This window comes from Solilutibacter silvestris (assembly GCF_050574925.1).
Classification (GTDB): domain Bacteria; phylum Pseudomonadota; class Gammaproteobacteria; order Xanthomonadales; family Xanthomonadaceae; genus Solilutibacter; species Solilutibacter silvestris_A.
In genome coordinates this window covers 51,078-67,960 of the sequence record NZ_JBCMOO010000001.1, presented here as the reverse complement: position 1 = coordinate 67,960, position 16,883 = coordinate 51,078, and the positions used below count along the sequence as shown (strand labels likewise).

At 66.5% G+C, this 16,883-nt stretch carries 14 protein-coding genes; 5 read left to right on the top strand and 9 right to left on the bottom strand.

Translation table 11 applies throughout. The features are described from left to right. From ABE093_RS00340 to ABE093_RS00330, 3 genes are read left to right on the top strand one after another with little or no spacing between them, the layout of a single operon-like run. Positions 1–2,244: a diguanylate cyclase domain-containing protein gene (locus tag ABE093_RS00340; RefSeq protein ID WP_430758875.1), complete on the top strand. Its 2,244-nt coding sequence runs from the start codon at positions 1–3 to the stop codon at positions 2,242–2,244. 41 nt (positions 2,245–2,285) lie between these two features. After that, positions 2,286–2,936, top strand: coding sequence for a peptide-methionine (S)-S-oxide reductase MsrA (gene msrA, locus ABE093_RS00335; RefSeq protein WP_430758913.1), 651 nt, complete (start codon positions 2,286–2,288; stop codon positions 2,934–2,936). An 11-nt stretch (positions 2,937–2,947) separates the two neighbouring features. After that, positions 2,948–3,892 (top strand): DMT family transporter, encoded by a 945-nt coding sequence (locus ABE093_RS00330; protein ID WP_430758874.1) that lies wholly within the window; start codon positions 2,948–2,950, stop codon positions 3,890–3,892. Positions 3,893–3,898: 6 nt separating this feature from the next. Here ABE093_RS00330 and ABE093_RS00325 read toward each other — a convergent pair whose 3' ends face one another. The 6 genes from ABE093_RS00325 to ABE093_RS00300 form a co-directional block, all read right to left on the bottom strand. After that, positions 3,899–4,621 carry a hypothetical protein gene (locus ABE093_RS00325; protein ID WP_430758873.1) on the bottom strand — a complete coding sequence of 241 codons (723 nt, stop codon included), beginning with the start codon at positions 4,619–4,621 and terminating at the stop codon, positions 3,899–3,901. Positions 4,622–4,623: 2 nt separating this feature from the next. Next, a complete protein-coding gene (locus ABE093_RS00320; RefSeq protein WP_430758872.1) occupies positions 4,624–5,514 on the bottom strand; it encodes a LysR substrate-binding domain-containing protein in 891 nt (296 codons plus the stop codon). Next, positions 5,511–5,945, bottom strand: a complete 435-nt coding sequence (locus ABE093_RS00315) for a VOC family protein (protein WP_430758871.1) — start codon at positions 5,943–5,945, stop codon at positions 5,511–5,513. The genes ABE093_RS00320 and ABE093_RS00315 overlap by 4 nt, the downstream gene beginning before the upstream one ends. A 17-nt stretch (positions 5,946–5,962) precedes the next feature. Beyond that, positions 5,963–7,558, bottom strand: coding sequence for an alkyl hydroperoxide reductase subunit F (ahpF, locus tag ABE093_RS00310; protein ID WP_430758870.1), 1,596 nt, complete (start codon positions 7,556–7,558; stop codon positions 5,963–5,965). A 148-nt stretch (positions 7,559–7,706) separates the two neighbouring features. Then, complete coding sequence (gene ahpC / locus ABE093_RS00305; RefSeq protein ID WP_430758869.1) at positions 7,707–8,270, bottom strand: alkyl hydroperoxide reductase subunit C; 564 nt, start codon at positions 8,268–8,270, stop codon at positions 7,707–7,709. Positions 8,271–8,377: 107 nt separating this feature from the next. Continuing rightward, positions 8,378–12,751 carry a DEAD/DEAH box helicase gene (locus tag ABE093_RS00300; RefSeq protein ID WP_430758868.1) on the bottom strand — a complete coding sequence of 1,458 codons (4,374 nt, stop codon included), beginning with the start codon at positions 12,749–12,751 and terminating at the stop codon, positions 8,378–8,380. 129 nt (positions 12,752–12,880) lie between these two features. Here ABE093_RS00300 and prmC point away from each other — a divergent pair, with 129 nt between their 5' ends. After that, positions 12,881–13,711 (top strand): peptide chain release factor N(5)-glutamine methyltransferase, encoded by an 831-nt coding sequence (gene prmC / locus ABE093_RS00295; RefSeq protein WP_430758867.1) that lies wholly within the window; start codon positions 12,881–12,883, stop codon positions 13,709–13,711. 19 nt (positions 13,712–13,730) lie between these two features. Continuing rightward, positions 13,731–14,684, top strand: coding sequence for a prolyl aminopeptidase (pip, locus tag ABE093_RS00290; protein ID WP_430758866.1), 954 nt, complete (start codon positions 13,731–13,733; stop codon positions 14,682–14,684). 3 nt (positions 14,685–14,687) lie between these two features. On the opposite strand, the gene ABE093_RS00285 is transcribed toward pip, so the two are convergent. Genes ABE093_RS00285 through ABE093_RS00275 form a run of 3 tightly spaced genes read right to left on the bottom strand, consistent with a single transcriptional unit; the run spans position 14,688 to position 16,739 of the window. Then, a complete protein-coding gene (locus tag ABE093_RS00285) occupies positions 14,688–15,242 on the bottom strand; it encodes an NUDIX hydrolase (protein ID WP_430758865.1) in 555 nt (184 codons plus the stop codon). Positions 15,243–15,249: 7 nt separating this feature from the next. After that, complete coding sequence (locus tag ABE093_RS00280; protein WP_430758864.1) at positions 15,250–16,176, bottom strand: 5'-3' exonuclease; 927 nt, start codon at positions 16,174–16,176, stop codon at positions 15,250–15,252. Further along, on the bottom strand, positions 16,173–16,739 hold the full coding sequence (locus ABE093_RS00275) for a nitroreductase family protein (protein WP_430758863.1): 567 nt from the start codon (positions 16,737–16,739) through the stop codon (positions 16,173–16,175). The genes ABE093_RS00280 and ABE093_RS00275 overlap by 4 nt, the downstream gene beginning before the upstream one ends. Between the last annotated feature and the right edge of the window lie 144 nt (positions 16,740–16,883).

Sequence of the window (16,883 nt, the reverse complement as noted above, 5' to 3'; positions counted from 1 at the left end):
ATGTCCGGCTCATTCTTCCCCCGATTCGAGCGCTGGTCCGATCGCGTGCAGCTGGCCGTCCTGGTGGCCTTGCTGGGTGCGGTCTGCATCGCCTTGCTCGGACGGATCTTCATGCCGCCGGCGCCTTCGTTTCCGCTGGCCTGGCATTCCGAGTCTGGTGTCGCTGTCCAGCAGGGCGAGAGCGGCCCGGATGACGATGGCATGGTCGCGCGCGTTCCCGGCGGCAACCAGCCGGTCAGTTTCGATCTCGTCGCCAGCGTGCCGGAAGCCATGCGCGAACAGGGCATCGTCGCGCTGCGTTTCGAGCGCACCGCGCTCGACCGCATCGAGGTCGAGGACCTGGTGACCGGACAGGTGGTGCGGGACGGCTTCTATGAAGTGAATCGCGAACGCCTGCCGGGCCTGACCTCGTCCTACCAGTTCAACGTGATGGTGCCGCGCCAAGGGGATCTGCACCTGCGCATCCGCGCGCAATCGGCGACGCCGACCGCGCTGATGGGACGACTCGAGCCGCACCTGCTGGCCGGGCGCGACGATCGCCGGATCGCCGGTACAGCCGCGATGAGCTACGCCGTCTACCTGGTGCTGGCGCTGGTGGTGATCGCGCTCTACATCGCCACCGGGCAGCGCAGCATGCTGGCCTTCTCGTGGTTCGCGTTGCTGCGCTTGCTGGTGCTGATGTCGGTGAACGGACACCTGTACCAGATCCCGGCGATGGCCTGGTACGGCAGTTTCGGCAACCACGGCACCTCGGTGCTGATGATCCTCGGCATCGCCGCCGGCATCGTGCTGGTGCAGGAACACGGGGCATTGCCCGGCGAAGCGCGCGCCAGCCAATGGCGACGATTGTCCGTGGCGATCGTGATCGCCGCCATCATCGCGTCCGCCGCATTGCTGTTCCTGCCGTTGCCGCCGGTGGTGGCGTGGGCGCTGGGCCAGGGATCGTGGTTCGTCCTTGCGCTCATCGGCCTGGCGTTCTGCGTGCGCGCCTATCGCAACGGTATTCCGCATCGCGTGGCCGTGCTGGTGGCGGTGCTGGTCTCGTTCTTCTCGAGCCTCGCCCATCTCGCCTACGAGACCGGCCTGATCGCGCATTGGTGGTGGGCCGGGCGACTGTTGCAGATCACCGGCGCCATGTTGTGCACGGTGGTGGCGATCAGCCTGGTGCGGCGCATCGAGAGTTACCGGATCGAGCTGGCGCGTGCGCGCCAGAACCAGCAACAGCTGCGTCGGCAGATGGATGCGCAAACCGCGGTGCGCGAGCTTGAGCGCGATCTCGCCCATTCCCTGGGCGACATCGCCGACCCCGAACTGGAATTCGCGGCGATCCATCGCCTGCTGGGGGCTGCGACGGCCTGCCTCGGGCTGGAAGGCGCGGGCCTGGTGCAGTTCCCCGGCCGACGCGCCCCGCAGGCGTATGCGCTGCCGACGACCATGCTCGACGAATTGCGCGGCTGGCTGGCGCCGCGGCGCAACTGGGTGGAATCGGTGGCGACGGGTGCGGCGCCGATCGAGAACCACACGCCGGTGGTCGGGCGCGGTTTGCGTTCGGTGCTGGTGCCGGCACAGATATTGAAGGGCAGCCATTCGGTGCTGGTGATCGAACGCGGCGCCGATGCCCCGGCCCTGAGCGCGGCCGACCTCGCCGCGCTGGCAAGCATGGCGAATGCGGTACGCGAAGCGCTCGAGCAGCAGCGCGAGGCGCGTGCGCTGATCGCGAACGCGCGCATCGATGCCTTGACTGGCGTCCTCAACCGCAATTCGCTCGACGTCGATCTTGCCGCCTCGCTCGCCCAGGCCGCGCGCACGCGTTCGCCACTCGCGGTGTTGTTCCTCGACATCGACCATTTCAAGCGCATCAACGACGAGTTCGGCCATGCCGCTGGCGACGAATGCCTGCGCGCCGTCGCCCGCCTGTTGCGTTCCAGCCTGCGTTCCGGCGACTTGCTCGGGCGCTATGGCGGCGAGGAATTCGTGGTGGTGTCGCCGGGTGCGCCGCTGGCGGTGGCGCAGCAATTGGGTGAACGCATCCGCGCCGCGGTGCAAACGCTGGAGGTCGAGTGGGAAGGCCGGTCGATCCCGATCACCATCAGCGTCGGCATCGCGATGCGCCGTCGCGACGAAGCCAAGCCCGCGCACTTGCTCGATCGCGCCGACCAGGCGCTGTACGACGCCAAGCGCCGTGGCCGCAACCAGGTGCGCTTCGATCTCGATGCCGCCGCGTTTGATCCGGCCTCGGAGTAGCCGCTGGTAAACTGTTGTTCCTGGTGAAAGGAGCAACGGACATGGGTGGTATCGGGCCGTGGAAGGATCGCATGATCGCGCCCGAGCGCGCGCTTCCGGGACGTGCCACGCCGATGGCGATCGACAACGTCCATTTCGTGATTGGCGGTCCCTTGCGCGATGAATTCGCCGGTTACGGCGATGCCCGTTTCGGCATGGGCTGCTTCTGGGGGGCGGAGCGGATGTTCTGGTCGATGCCCGGCGTCATCAGCACCGCGCCCGGTTATGCCGGCGGATACACGCCGAATCCGACCTATCGCGAAGTCTGCACCGGCGAAACCGGCCATGCGGAAATCGTGCGGGTGATCTTCGACCCGAAGATCATCGGCTATGGCGCGTTGCTGCAGGCGTTCTGGGAAAACCACGATCCCACCCAGGGCATGCGCCAGGGTGGCGATATCGGCACCCAGTACCGTTCGGCGATCCAGTGCACCACGCCGGAACAACATGCGCTGGCGCTGGCCAGTCGCGACGACTACCAGAAGCGGCTGACCGCGGCGGGACTCGCCCAGATCACCACCGAGATCGTGTTCCCCGCGCCGGAGTTCTACTACGCCGAGAACGAGCACCAGCAATACCTCGCCAAGAATCCCGACGGCTATTGCGGACTCGGCGGCACCGGCGTGTCGTGCCCGGTGGGAACCGGCGCCTGAGCAACGGATAGATGACGCAACAGGCATCGCGTGCTGCGCTGACCCGGATGCTGGTCGGCGCGGCGATCATCGGCACCAACGGCATGATGGTGCGGCTATCGCACACCTCGCCGACGGTCTCGGCGTTCTGGCGCATGTTGCTGGCGGCGATCGTGCTGGCGCTGCTGGTGCAGTTCCGCCACGGCTGGAAACGCATGCCGCGTTCGGCCTGGATGTGGATCGCGGTGCCCGCGATCGCGTTCGCCTGCGACCTGTGGATGTGGCACCGGAGCATCCTGATCGTCGGGCCGGGTTTGTCGACGCTGCTGGCTAACACGCAGGTGTTCTTCATGGCGGTCGCCGGGGTGCTGGTGTTCGGCGAACGCCTGGGCGGGCGCTTCTATCTCGGATTGCTGTGCGCCTTCTTCGGCCTGTGGCTGCTGCTGGGCGGCGATTGGGCGACGCTGCCGGAGAGTTATCACTGGGGTGTCTGGCTCGGGCTCGCGACCGGTATTGCCTATGCGTTCTACAACGTCGGCATCAAGCGCGCGCAGGAGGAAGTCGCCAAGGTCCATGCGCGCGTGCCGGTGGAACAGGTGCTGTGCTTCGCGTCGGCAGGTTGTGCGCTGCTGCTCGGCGTCGCCGCGCTGGTGGAAGGCGATTCCTTCGCGATTCCCGACACGCAGTCCGCGGTGGTATTGGTCGTGCTGGCGGTGTTCGGCCACTGCCTCGGCTGGATCCTGATCTCGCGCGCGATGCAATCGCTTGGCGCCGGCATGGTTGGCCTGTTGCTGCTGCTGCAGCCGATCGTCGCCTACCTGCTCGACATCCTGGTGTTCCCGCACACGCCGACGTCGCGGCAATGGCTGGGCCTGGCGGTCAGCCTCGCCGGCATCTTCATCGCCGGATTGAAGACGAAATCGAAGCCGCAGCTGCCGCCCGATGCCGAGCCGGAAGCGCCGGCGACCGGTCAGTAGTCCTTCTCAGAACCGCGTCACCCGGCACACGTAAATGACCTCGCAGGCGCCGGCGCCGGTATCGTCGCGCGTCATCGAACTGCGCCAGTTCCAGCCGCCGCGATCGTGCGCTTCCACCAGCCAGCCGTCGATGCGCACGCGGTCGTCGCGTTGCACCGCATCCAGCGCTTTTTCGACCGCGGTATTGGAGGGGATCATGTGCATGTTGGCGCTGCTGCGGGCGATCACGCCGGGATCGAGCGGCGGATTGCCGATCCAGCCATAGCGATACCAGCGGTTCGACTGGCGCACGTTGAGCTGGGCGATCGTCGCGGTATCGGTCATCGGTCCCCAGCCCAGTGCGAGGTCGATCGGCGAGAACAGCGCGGGACGATCGTCGCCGTACTCGCGGCGCGACAGCACGCGGGCATCGACGCTGAAACCGGCCAGCGCGTCGAGGCGGCCATGCGCGACATTGAATGTCGAAACGCCGTTCGGCACCGACGTCTGCAAGGGCGCTTCGCCATCGCCGGTGGTTTGAGGCTGCGGGCAAGCGGGATTCGCGACGACCTGTTGCGGCCGTATCGGTGGTGCATAGGGTGATGCCTGGAACCACGGCGTCGCGGGAAGCACGGCTTTTGCCTGCTGCATCCGCGGCGAATGCGCATCCTGCCATTGCACGATGCCGATCCATACCGCCAAGGCCAGCACGCAGGCGCCCAGCGACCACAGCGCGACGCGCCAGGCCATCATCATTCGGCGATCGCGCCGCGCACGGTCGCCGCGACGTTGCGCAGCAATCCATCGAGCGGCGAACTGCCGCGCCAAGCCAGCGCGATCCGCCGATGCGGCGCGGGCGCTTCGAAGCGCACCAGTTCCAGTCCTTCCGGCTGCACGTGCGGCGGTCGCACCGACAGGTCGGGCAGCAGGGTCACGCCATTGCCGAGTGCGACCATCTGCCGCAGCGTTTCCAGGCTGGTGGCGCGGAATCCGGGTTTCTCATGCGCGCCCGCAAGCTCGCAGACGTCGAGCGCCTGCTCGCGCAGGCAGTGGCCGTCGTCGAGCAACAGCAATTGTTCGTCGACCAGGTCGCCGATTCGCAGGTGCCTGGCATTGGCGAGGTGATGGCCGCTCGGCACCGCCAGCAGGAACGCTTCCTCGAACAGCGGTTCGGCGTACAGACGGTCGTCGCTCAACGGCAACGCGAGGAAGGCGGCGTCGAGCTTGCCTTCGCGCAGGTCGGACACCAGCACGTCGCTCTTTTCCTCGCTCAGCAGCAATTCCATCTTCGGGAAGCGCTTGCGCAGTGCCGGCAACACATGCGGCAACAGATAGGGGCCAAGCGTCGGAAACGCGCCGAGGCGCAGGCTGCCGGCTTCGGGATCGCGGCTGCGACGCGCCAGTTCCTTCATTTGTTCGACATCGTGGATGACGTGCTTGGCGCGATCGACGATCTCGCGTCCGACCGGCGTCAGCATCACCCGTCGCGGTGCGCGTTCCACCAGCGGCACGCCGAACTCTTCCTCCAGCTTCTTGATCTGCATCGACAGCGTCGGCTGGCTGACATGGCAGGCCTGCGCCGCGCGACCGAAGTGGCGGAGGTCGGACAATGCCACCAGGTAGCGGAGGTCGCGCAGGTTCATGGATCGATCATACCTACGGTGGGCGAAGGCCCCTTCAGTTCGATGGTATTGCCATCGGGGTCGCGAAGGTAGATCGACGGGCCATCGCCTTCTGCGCCGAAGTTCGATTGCGCGGCCCCCGTCGGCTGCAATCCGTGCCGGGCAAGATGTGCAACCAGTGCCGCCTCATCGAACGGTTCGATGCGCAGGCAGACATGATCGACATTGCGCGCCTGTTCGCCGGCGGCGGCTCCGCCTGGCTGGCCGAGTTTCCCGTGGATGTCGACCAGGTCGATCATCGAGGCGCCGCAGCGCAGGTGGATCAGGCCGAGGTCGTCGCGACGGCGCGCGATGCCGCAGCCGAGCACGTCGCGATAGAACGCCAGCGATCTCTCGGGATCGCTGACGCGCAACACCACGTGGTCGATACGCAGCAGTTCGAACGGATGCATCGTCGTCTCCGTGTTGATCAGGCGGCCTTGGCTTCGGCTTCGGCAGGCGCGCTGGTGCGGATCAGGTAGTCGAAGGCCGAGAGTGCGGCGGTCGAACCCGCGCCCATCGCGATCACGATCTGCTTGAACGGCACCGTGGTGGCGTCGCCGGCGGCGAACACGCCCGGCAGCGAAGTCTCGCCGCGATCGTTGATGACGATCTCGCCACGGTTCGTCAGTTCGATCGCGCCCTTCAGCCATTCGCTGTTGGGCAGCAGGCCGATCTGCACGAACACGCCGGAGAGGTCGAGCTGGCGGGTTTCGCCGCTGCTGCGATCGGTATAGCTGAGCGCGTTGAGCTTGCTGCCATCGCCGTGCATGCCGGTGGTCTGCGCGTTCACGTGCACGGTGCAGTTGGGCAGACTGCGCAACTTGCGTTGCAGAACTTCGTCCGCGCGCAACTTGCCGTCGAACTCGAGCACGGTGACATGGTCGACGATGCCGGCAAGATCGATCGCCGCTTCAACGCCGGAGTTGCCGCCGCCGATCACCGCGACCTTCTTGCCCTTGAACAACGGACCGTCGCAGTGCGGGCAGTAGGTCACGCCCTTGTTACGGTGTTCGGATTCGCCGGGCACGCCGGTCTGACGCCAGCGCGCACCCGGTGCGAGCACGACGGAACGCGCCTGCAACACCGGCCCGCTGGCCAGGCGCACGCCGACCAGTCCACCGACTTCCTTCGCCGGGATCAGCTCTTCCGCGCGCTGCAGCGGAATCATTTCGACGCCGTAGCTGCGCACGTGCGCTTCCAGCGCGGCGCTCAGCTTCGGACCTTCGGTGTATTCGACCGAGATGAAATTCTCGATCGCCATGGTGTCCTGCACCTGGCCACCGAAGCGCTCGGCGACGATGCCGGTGCGGATGCCCTTGCGCGCGGCGTAGATCGCGGCCGCGGCGCCGGCCGGACCACCGCCGACGACGAGCACGTCGAAGGGTTCGATGTCCTTCAACGCTTCGGCTGCGCGCGCTGCCGCGCCGCTGTCGAGCTTGGCGAGGAATTCCGGAACCGTCATCCTGCCCTGCACGAACGGCTGGCCGTTGAGGAAGACCTGCGGCACGGTGAGGATTTCGCGTTCTTCCACTTCCTTCTGGAACGAGGCGCCGTCGATGGCGATGTGGCGGATGCGCGGGTTCAGCGCGGCCATGGTGTTGAGGCTCTGCACCACGTCCGGGCAGTTCTGGCAGGACTGCGAGAAATAGGTTTCGAAGACGTACTCGCCATCGAGCGCTTCGATCTGCGCGATGACCTCGTCGTCGAGGCGCGGCGGATGCTTGCCGACGTGCAGCAACGCCAGCACCAGCGAAGTGAATTCGTGGCCAAGCGGAAGGCCGGCGAAACGCACGCCGGTGTCCTCGCCGTGGCGGGTGATCTGGAAACTCGGGACGCGCTCGCCTTCATTTGAAGCGGCGTCGCGCAGGGTGACCTTGCCGGCGCCGGCATCGACGATGTCGGCCAGCAGGGCGCGTGTTTCCTTCGATGTGTCGCCGCCGTCGAGGTGCGCGACCAGTTCGATCGGCGTGCGCAGGTTCTGCAGCAGTCCGGCGAGTTGGGTTTTCAGTTCGTTGTCGAGCATGAGGTTCTCCTTGCGGACACGATTCGGCGTTCCGGCGCATCGCGACGAAACAACTTCTGGGATGGGGCGAGAGAGCTGGACGGAGCGGACGCGTGCATCCGCTCGGCCCAACCCTCTCCTTGCGGGAGAGGGCAGGCGATCGCGAGGATCAGATCTTGCCGACCAGTTCGATCGACGGCTTGATCGTGTTGGCGCCTTCCTTCCACTTGGCCGGGCACACTTCGCCGTCGTGGCTGGCGACGTACTGGGCGGCCTGCAGCTTGCGCACGGTCTCGGTGACGTCACGGGCGATGGCGTTGTCGTGCACTTCCATCGTCTTGATCACGCCTTCCGGGTTGATGATGAAGGTGCCGCGCAGGGCCAGGCCTTCTTCCGGGATCAGCACGTCGAACGCCTTCGACAGCGCGTGGGTCGGATCGCCGACCAGCGCGAACTTGGCCTTGCCGACGGCCTGCGAGGTCTCGTGCCACACCTTGTGCGAGAAGTGCGTGTCGGTGGTGACGACATAGACTTCGGCGCCGGCCTTCTGGAACTCGGCGTAGTGCTCGGCGGCGTCTTCGATTTCGGTCGGGCAATTGAAGGTGAAGGCAGCCGGCATGAAGATGATCACGGACCACTTGCCCTTCAGGTCGGCGTCGCTGACGGTGATGAACTTGCCATCCTTGAAGGCCTGGGCCTTGAACGGCTGGACCTGGGTGTTGATGAGGGACATTGCGTGCTCCTTGGGGTGGTGGGTATTGCTGGAAAAGAGGAGAACCGACGATTGCGTCGATCCGGTGACGACCAAGATAGGCGTCGTCGATAGTTAAATCAAATCGATTATAGTGATTCGATTGATAGATTTTGACTATCGATTCGACGGGCATGCGCCGGGTCCAGCCGCAGCAGGCGGCGGGCCTCGGCCTCGTCTTCCGGGGACAGCGGGATCAGGGCGGCGAATTCGCCGGCGACATGGCTGGCCAGCGGCAAGCCGTCGCGGACCAGCAGGCGGGCGCCGGCGATACGCGGCAGGCGCGGACCGGGCAGCAGGGTGCCGACCAGGTTGAGCGGGTCGAAGGCGGAGATCGGCAGCATCACGCCGTCGGGCGCTTTCTTGCGGATCGCGCGCAGGGTGGCCACCGCTTCCGGCAGCGCGAACTGTTCGCCGACCAGCCCGGAGACGAAACGACCGCCGCGCAGTTCGCCGCGTGCTTCCAGCCGGCGATAGACGCGCACCAGTTCGCGCCACGGTGGCAACCACGCGGCCTCGCGTTCGAGGATGCGCCAGCACACCACGCCATAGCGGCGCAGCAGCACGCGTGCGATCTGTTCGATGTCGTCGGTATCGGACGTTGCATCTTCGGCATCGCGCTTGCGTGGGGCGCGTGCCAGCGTCCAGCGTCCGGCATCACGGATGCCGCTCACCAGTCCGCGGCGCACGCGACGTGCGCTCGCCTTGGGGCGCTTGCCCTGCGGCAGCAACAAGGCGCGCAGGCCGGAGAAGCTGTCGCAGCTGACCATGCCGCGCGCGACCAGTTCGGCCAGCGCGTCCTCGAGTTCGGTCTGCAGCAATCGCGATTCGTCGAGCAGTTCGTCGAAGAACGAGGCCCCGTGCGCGCGCAGTGCATCCGCGACTTTCTGCGCGCGCGAGGACAGCGGCGCATCGTCACGTGCCGCATCGATCTGGCGCGACCACAGCGGCAGGGTGCGTCGCGGCACCAGCACGATCGGCGTCGCCCGCACCGGCGAATTCGCCTTTGCTCCACCTTCCGCGCTGGGGGCACGCAAGCGCGCCCAGGCGATGCGTCCGGCCTGGCAGAGTTCGTCCAGCCAATGAATCGAATAGTCGGCGACGCGTGCGGGCAGCAGTTCGCCTTCCCAACTCGCTGCCGCGGCTTCATAGCCTTCCAGCTGCGCCAGCACGCCTGCCAGCGCCTCCGGTCCGCGCAGGCGAGACGACGGCGCGACGTGCTGCCATTCGCAGAGGAAGCGCAGGAAATCGCGCGGCGGCACCGGTTCGATTTCGCGACGCAGCCGTCCCAGTGTCAGCCGGTGGATGCGGGCGAGCAGGTTGCGTTCGCACCACTGTTCGCCGTCGATGTCGGGATCGAAGCGACCGCGCATGGCATAGCCGTCGCGTTCCAGCATGGCGAGTCCGATATCGATGTCGCCGGGATCGATGCCCAACGCGTCCGCGAGTGTTGCGACAGTGATCGGGCCGCAACCGGTCAGGCGCATCCGCAGCAGTTCGCGTACGGCGTCCTCGCGCGCCCACGCAAGATCGGCGTAACCCGGCGCGGCGTCGATGCGCGGCTGCAACGCGGCTTCGGGATGGATCGCCTGCAGCATGGTCAGGCGTTCGGCGGCGCACCAGAGATCAACATCCATCAACAGTGTCGCGCGCTGCTGCTTCGCCAGTTTCCGCAGCGTCTCCGACCAGTCGCTGGCTTCCGCTTCCGATGCGGTGATCGCGCCGAGGCTCATCAGGGCGTCATGCACTTCGTCGTCGCTGCGCGCCTGCGGCCAGGCATCCTCGCGCACCTGTTCGATCGCGGCGATGTCGAGTCGGCCGAGATCGGAGGCTTGCTGCGGGTCGCTGTAGCGGCGCGTCTGCACGGCCTGGGTGCGGCGTTCCTCCAGTGGCGCATCGTCGAGGAAGGCGTAGGGCTGCGCGTTCAGGGCTTCGGCGGCGAACGGCGTGGGCGCGGTGAGGTCGCGCGCGACGATGCTGACGTCGCCGGACTCGAGCTTGCGCAACATCGCCAGCCAGCCTTCGGTGTCCATCGCTTCTTCGAGGCAGTCGTACAGCGTCTGCGCGACCAACGGGTGATCGGGAATCTCGCGCTCGCCGACGATGTTTTCCAGGCAGGCGACCTGGTCGGGGAACACGGTGGCGAGCAGGTCTTCCGACTTCATGCGCTGCAACTGCGGCGCGACCTTCTTGCCGCCGATGAAGCGCGGCAGCGCCAGTGCAGTCGTGGCGTTCCAGCGCCAGCGCGCGGGAAACAGCGGGGCATCGAGCAGCGCCTGCACCAATACGTCCTTGGCCGAATTGGAATGCAGGAAGTGGGCGACGTCATCCAAAGGGAAACTGTGGCTGGTCGAAAGCGACAGCACGATCGCGTTCTCGGTCGCTGCGGCCTGCAACTCGAAATTGAAGCTGCGGCAGAAGCGCTTGCGCAACGCCAGTCCCCAGGCGCGGTTGACGCGGCTGCCATAAGGCGTATGGATGACGAGCTGGGTGCCGCCGGACTCGTCGAAGAAACGCTCCATCGTCATCCGTTTCAGCGTCGGCAACACGCCGAAACCGGCGAGTTGTTCGGCGCAGTACTCGGCGATCTGGCGCGCGGCGTTCTCGTCCAGCCCGAGTTCCGCGCGCAGCCATTCGATTGCAGCGGCGATGTCGATCGCGCCGTTATTTCCACGCAGCTGCGTTTCCAGTTCGCCGCGCAGGCGCGACACGCTGTGCGAGAGCTCGTCGGTGCGGCCCGGCGCTTCGCCCAGCCAGAACGGGATGTTGGGCGGTACGCCTTCGGCGTCTTCCACGCGCAGTCGCCCGGCTTCGACGCGCAGGATGCGGTAACTGGCATTGCCGAGCTGGAAAATGTCGCCGGCGAGGCTTTCGATCGCGAAATCCTCGTTGACGGTGCCGATCATCACCGACTGCGGTTCCAGCACCACCGCGTAGTCGGCGGTGTCGGGAATGGTGCCGCCCGACATCGTCGCGGTGGTGCGCGCACCCTTGCGCGCGCGCAGCTGGCCGTGCACGGCGTCGCGATGGATCCACGCGCTGCGGGTGCCGCGCCGGGTGGTGAATCCTTCCGCCAGCATCTTCACCACGGAATCGAACAGCGCGCGTTCCAGCTTCGAGTACGGCCAGGCACGGCGCAGGGTGTCGAAGAGGGCGTCCTCGTTCCATTCCCGGCAGGCCACTTCGGCGACGATCTGCTGCGCGAGAACATCGACCGGTGCCGGCGGCATGATCAGGACATCGAGTTCATGGCGACGCACCGAATCGAGCAACGCCACGCATTCCACCAGTTCGTCGCGGGTGGTGGGGACGATGCGGCCCTTGGGCATGCCGCCGACATGGTGGCTGGCGCGGCCGACGCGCTGCAGGAAGGCGGCGATGCTGCGCGGCGAACCGATCTGCACGACCAGGTCGACGTCGCCGATGTCGATGCCGAGTTCCAGCGACGCCGTCGCCACCAGCACCTTCAACTGGCCGTGCTTGAGCTTCTGCTCGGCATCGAGCCGCAGTTCCTTCGCCAGCGACCCGTGGTGGGCGGCGACGTGTTCCTTGCCGAGGCGCTCCGCGAGATGGCGCGATGCACGTTCGGCCATCCGTCGCGTGTTGACGAAGACCAGCGTGGTGCGATGCTGGTCGACCAGTTCGGCGATGCGGTCGTAGACCAGCTCCCACTGCTCGTTCGACATCACCGCCTGCAAGGGCACCGGCGTGAGTTCCAGCGCGAGGTCGCGCGGCTTGGAGTGGCCGATGTCGATCAGCGTGCATTCGGGCTTGCCGTCGGCATCCACGTTCGCCGAACCGACCAGGTAGCGCGCGACTTCCTCGATCGGTTTCTGCGTCGCCGACAGGCCGACGCGGGCGATGCGGCGTCCCGCCAGCGCATCCAGCCGTTCCAGCGACAACGCAAGGTGGCTGCCACGCTTGCTCTGCACCACGGCGTGGATTTCGTCGACGATCACCGTGCGCACGCCGGCCAGCATGTCGCGTCCGGATTGCGAACCAAGCAGGATGTAGAGCGATTCCGGCGTCGTCACCAGGATGTGCGGCGGGTGCTTGCGCAGCGCGGCGCGTTCGCCCTGCGGGGTGTCGCCGGTGCGCACCGCGGTGCGGATCGCCACGTCGGGCAGGCCGAGGCGGGCGAGTTCCTCGCGGATGCCGGCCAGCGGCGCCTCGAGGTTGAGATGGATGTCGTTCGACAGCGCCTTGAGCGGCGAGACGTACAACACCTGCACACCTTCCGGCAGCTCGCCCTGCGCCAGCCCGTCGCGGACCAGGGCGTCGATGGCGGCAAGAAAGGCGGTCAGCGTCTTGCCCGATCCGGTCGGCGCGGCCACCAGCGTGTGCTGTCCCGCGGCGATCGCAGGCCACGCCGCGACCTGGGCGTCGGTGGGGCTGGGGAAGCTGCGCGCGAACCAGCCGGCGATGGCCGGGTGGAACTGCGCCAGAGCGGGATGCGAAGCCATGGCGGGATTATCCGCCGCAGTCGCCGACCCGCCCTGAATGCCGGAATGGAAGTCGAAACGGATCTGGCCGTGCATCTCGGCAGGGTGGGGCGGCGGCGTCTCAACGACTGAGACGGGTAGCATTGCGCCATGAATTTCCCGCCCATCCGCGAACTCCTTGCCGACGCCAGCCAGCGCATCGATCCGGTCGATGCCGAATGGCTGCTGCTGCACGTGATCGACCGTTCGCCGACCTGGCTGTTCACCAATCGCGACGCCGTGCTCGGCCATGAGCAGGCGCGAAATTTCGAATTGCTGGTGCAGCGGCGCGAACAGGGTGAGCCGGTGGCCTATCTCACCGGACGACGCGGTTTCTGGTCGCTCGATCTCGAAGTCACGCCGGCGACGCTGATCCCGCGCCCGGAAACCGAATTGCTGGTGGAACTGGCGCTGGAGAAGTTGGTGGCTGATGGCGCCGTCGCCGACCTCGGCACCGGCAGCGGTGCGATCGCGCTGGCCATCGCGCACGAGCGCAAGCAATCGCGGGTGATCGCCACCGACGCGAGCAGCGACGCACTGGAAGTCGCACAACGCAACGCACGGCGACTCGCCATCGCCAATGTCGAATTCCGCCACGGCGAATGGTTCGCGCCGCTGCAAGGCGAACGCTTCGATCTCATCGCCAGCAATCCACCCTATGTCGCAGTCGGCGATCCCCATCTCGGCGAAGGCGACCTGCGCTTTGAGCCGGCATCGGCATTGTCATCGGGCAGTGACGGCCTCGACGACATCCGCATCATCGTGGCGAATGCGCCGGCCCATCTTCGCGATGACGGTTGGTTGATGCTGGAACACGGTTACGACCAGGGCGATGCCGTGCGTGCATTGCTCGAAGCTGCAGGCTTCGCCGAAGTGGCGACGCGGCGCGATCTGGAAGGCCGCGATCGTGTCACGCTGGGGCGATTAAACTCCACGCATTGACCGCAACCGCAGGATTCCCATGCGCACCCTCTACCCCGAGATCGAGCCGTACCAGAGCGGCATGCTCGCCGTCAGCGACCGTCATTCCATCTATTGGGAACAGTGCGGCAACCCCGACGGCAAGCCGGTGGTGATGCTGCACGGCGGTCCCGGTGCCGGCTGCGGCGCCAACATGCGCCGTTTCCATGACCCAAAGAAGTACCGGATCATCCTGTTCGACCAGCGTGGCTCCGGTCGCAGCACGCCGTTCGCAGATCTCGTCGACAACACGACCTGGGATCTCGTCGCCGATATCGAACGCATCCGCGAAATGCTCGGCATCGAACACTGGCAGGTCTTCGGCGGATCCTGGGGTTCGACGCTGGCGCTGGCTTACGCCGAGACGCATCCCGAGCGCGTGACCGAGCTGGTGTTGCGCGGCATCTTCATGCTGCGGCGCTGGGAGCTCGAATGGTTCTACCAGGATGGCGCGTCGCGCCTGTTCCCGGATGCATGGCAGCACTATCTCGCGGTGATCCCGGAAGGCGAGCGCGGCGACATGATGGCGGCCTACCACAAGCGCCTGACCAGCGAAGACGAGTCGGTGCGGCTGGCGGCGGCGCAGGCGTGGGCGATCTGGGAGGGCGGCACCAGCTATCTGCGCATTCCCGGCGATTACGTCACCAGCCACGGCGATCCGAAGTTCGCGTTGCCGTTCGCTCGGATCGAGAACCACTATTTCGTCAACAAGGGCTTCTTCGAAGTCGACGACCAGTTGCTGCGCGACGCACACCGGATTGCCGACATTCCCGGCGTGATCGTGCACGGGCGCTACGACGTGGTGTGCCCGGTGCAGAACGCCTTCGACCTGCACAAGGCATGGCCGAAGTCGGAACTGCATGTCTCGCCGCTATCGGGGCATTCGGCGTTCGAAGCCGAGAACATCGATGCGCTGGTGCGCGCGACCGATCATTTCGCGCCGATCGCGATGTGAGTGTCAGCGAGCCGGGCTGCCGTCCGGCTCGTGATCGATCATCCACAACCCGGCCCACAGCTTGAGGTCGAGTTCGTAGCCTTCGGCGTGTTTCTGCATCAGCCATGCCGGGGCTTGGCTGCGGGGGACCGCATGCACGGTGATGCCTTCGTCGGGCGTGCCGCCGCCGTCGCCGACCTTCACCAGCCCGCGGGCGCGCACGAAAGCGATCCGTTCATTGCTCATGCCGGAACTGGTCGGTCCGATCAACAGCACGCGCACATCGTGCGCATCCCAGCCGGTTTCCTCGATCAGTTCGCGCCGGGCCGCCTCTTCAAGCGTGTCGTCGTCGTGTTCGTCGCCGACGAGCCCGGCTGGCATCTCGATGGTGCGCGCCTGCAGCGGCACGCGGTATTGCTCGACGAACAGCACTTCGTCTTCCGGCGTCACCGCGATGATCAGCACCGCCATGCCCTCGCGATGCACGCGTTCGCACGATTCCCAGGTTCCGCGCTTGACCAGCCGCAACCACTTGCCTTCGTACAGGAGTTCGCTGGGAGCGTCGATTTGGTGGGCCATGCGGATCTCAGGCGGTGGCTGTGGAGTCGAGACCGGCTGCCACCTGCAGGCGGCGACGGGTCAGCGGACCAAAACGCAGGCTATCGCACAGGGATGACAGCGCCACGGCATCGGCGCCACCACGCGCAAACGGCGCCTCATGCGGATCCAGCGGCGCATCGACGGCGATCGTGGTGAGTTCGCGATACATCAACACCTTCTCGCGATGCTCGCGCAGCGATGCCGCCGCGCGCGCCGAACCGCGCTGGCGCAGGAACGGCACTTCGTCGACGCGGGCGAGCAGGGCATCGAGCGATCCGAAGTGCGAGATCAGCACCGCGGCGGTTTTCTGGCCGATGCCGGGCACGCCGGGAATGTTGTCGACGGCGTCGCCGCACAGCGCAAGGTAATCGGCGATCTGGTGCGCCTGCACGCCATGTTTCGCCTTGACGCCGGCTTCGCTCCAGCGCAGGCCGCGGGCGAAGTCGAATTGTTCGTCGTCGTCCTGCAGCAACTGCGACAGGTCCTTGTCGGCCGAGACGATCACGCCGCGCGCATTGTGCGCGCGTGCCTGCACCAGGGCGCTGCCGATCAGGTCGTCGGCTTCGTAATCGGTGTGCGCGAGGACCGCCAGGCCCAGTGCCGAGCTCAGCGCCTTGCAGTGCGCGAATTGACGGCGCAGTTCTTCCGGCGCGGGCTCGCGGTTGGCCTTGTATTCGGGATAGAGCCGGTTGCGGAAGCACGAATCCAGCGCTTCGTCGAAGGCGACCACGACATGCCGTGGCTTCTCGCGTTCGATCAGTTCCACCAGGAAGCGCGCGAAACCGTGGACGGCATTGAGCGGCCAGCCGTCGTCGTCGTGCCATTCGTCCGGCATCGAATGCCAGGCGCGGAACACGTACATGCTGGCATCGACCAGGTACAGGGTCGGGCGTGGATGCAGCACCCGGCTCACCGTGGCGTCCAGTCGCTGAGCAGCGCGGAAGGATCGGGGCGATCGCGTTCCGGCGCTTCCATCAGCGGGGTGCCGATATGGATGAAGCCGACGATCGCCTCGTTTTCGGCGATGCCGAGATCCGCGCGGATCACCGGGTCGGTGGCGGCCCAGCCGGTCAGCCATTGCGCGCCGAAACCGGCGGCCTGCGCCGCCATCAGCAGGGCGAAACAGACGCACGATGCCGTGGCATAGCGTTCGCTGGCCGGGATCTTTTCGTCCGGTCCCTGCTGGGCGATCACGGCGACGATCAGCGGCGCGAAACTGAAGCGTTCGCGTTCCTTCTGCAGGATGGCGTCGCCGGCGTGGGGATCGCGCTCGCGGGTGCGCGCCTCCAGCAATCCGCCGAGGGCGAGGCGGGCGTCGCCGCGGATGCGCAGGAAGCGGAACGGAACGCGTTTTCCGTGATCGGGAACACGGATCGCGGACTGCAACATGCGGGCGAACTGGGCATCGTCCGGACCCGGCGCCGACAGTTGGCGGGATGGAACCGATCGGCGGCGATCAAGGCATTCAAATGTCATGGACGTGTGAAGGTTTCCTGCTTAGGATGGTGAATAGGGGGGATTCTTCCCGTCGCCTGGGGGCGGCGGTCAGCATCTCAGAGGTATGGCTTGACTCGGAATGATTCCACAATTCCCGCGACAAGCCAGGTTGAAGAGCAGCAA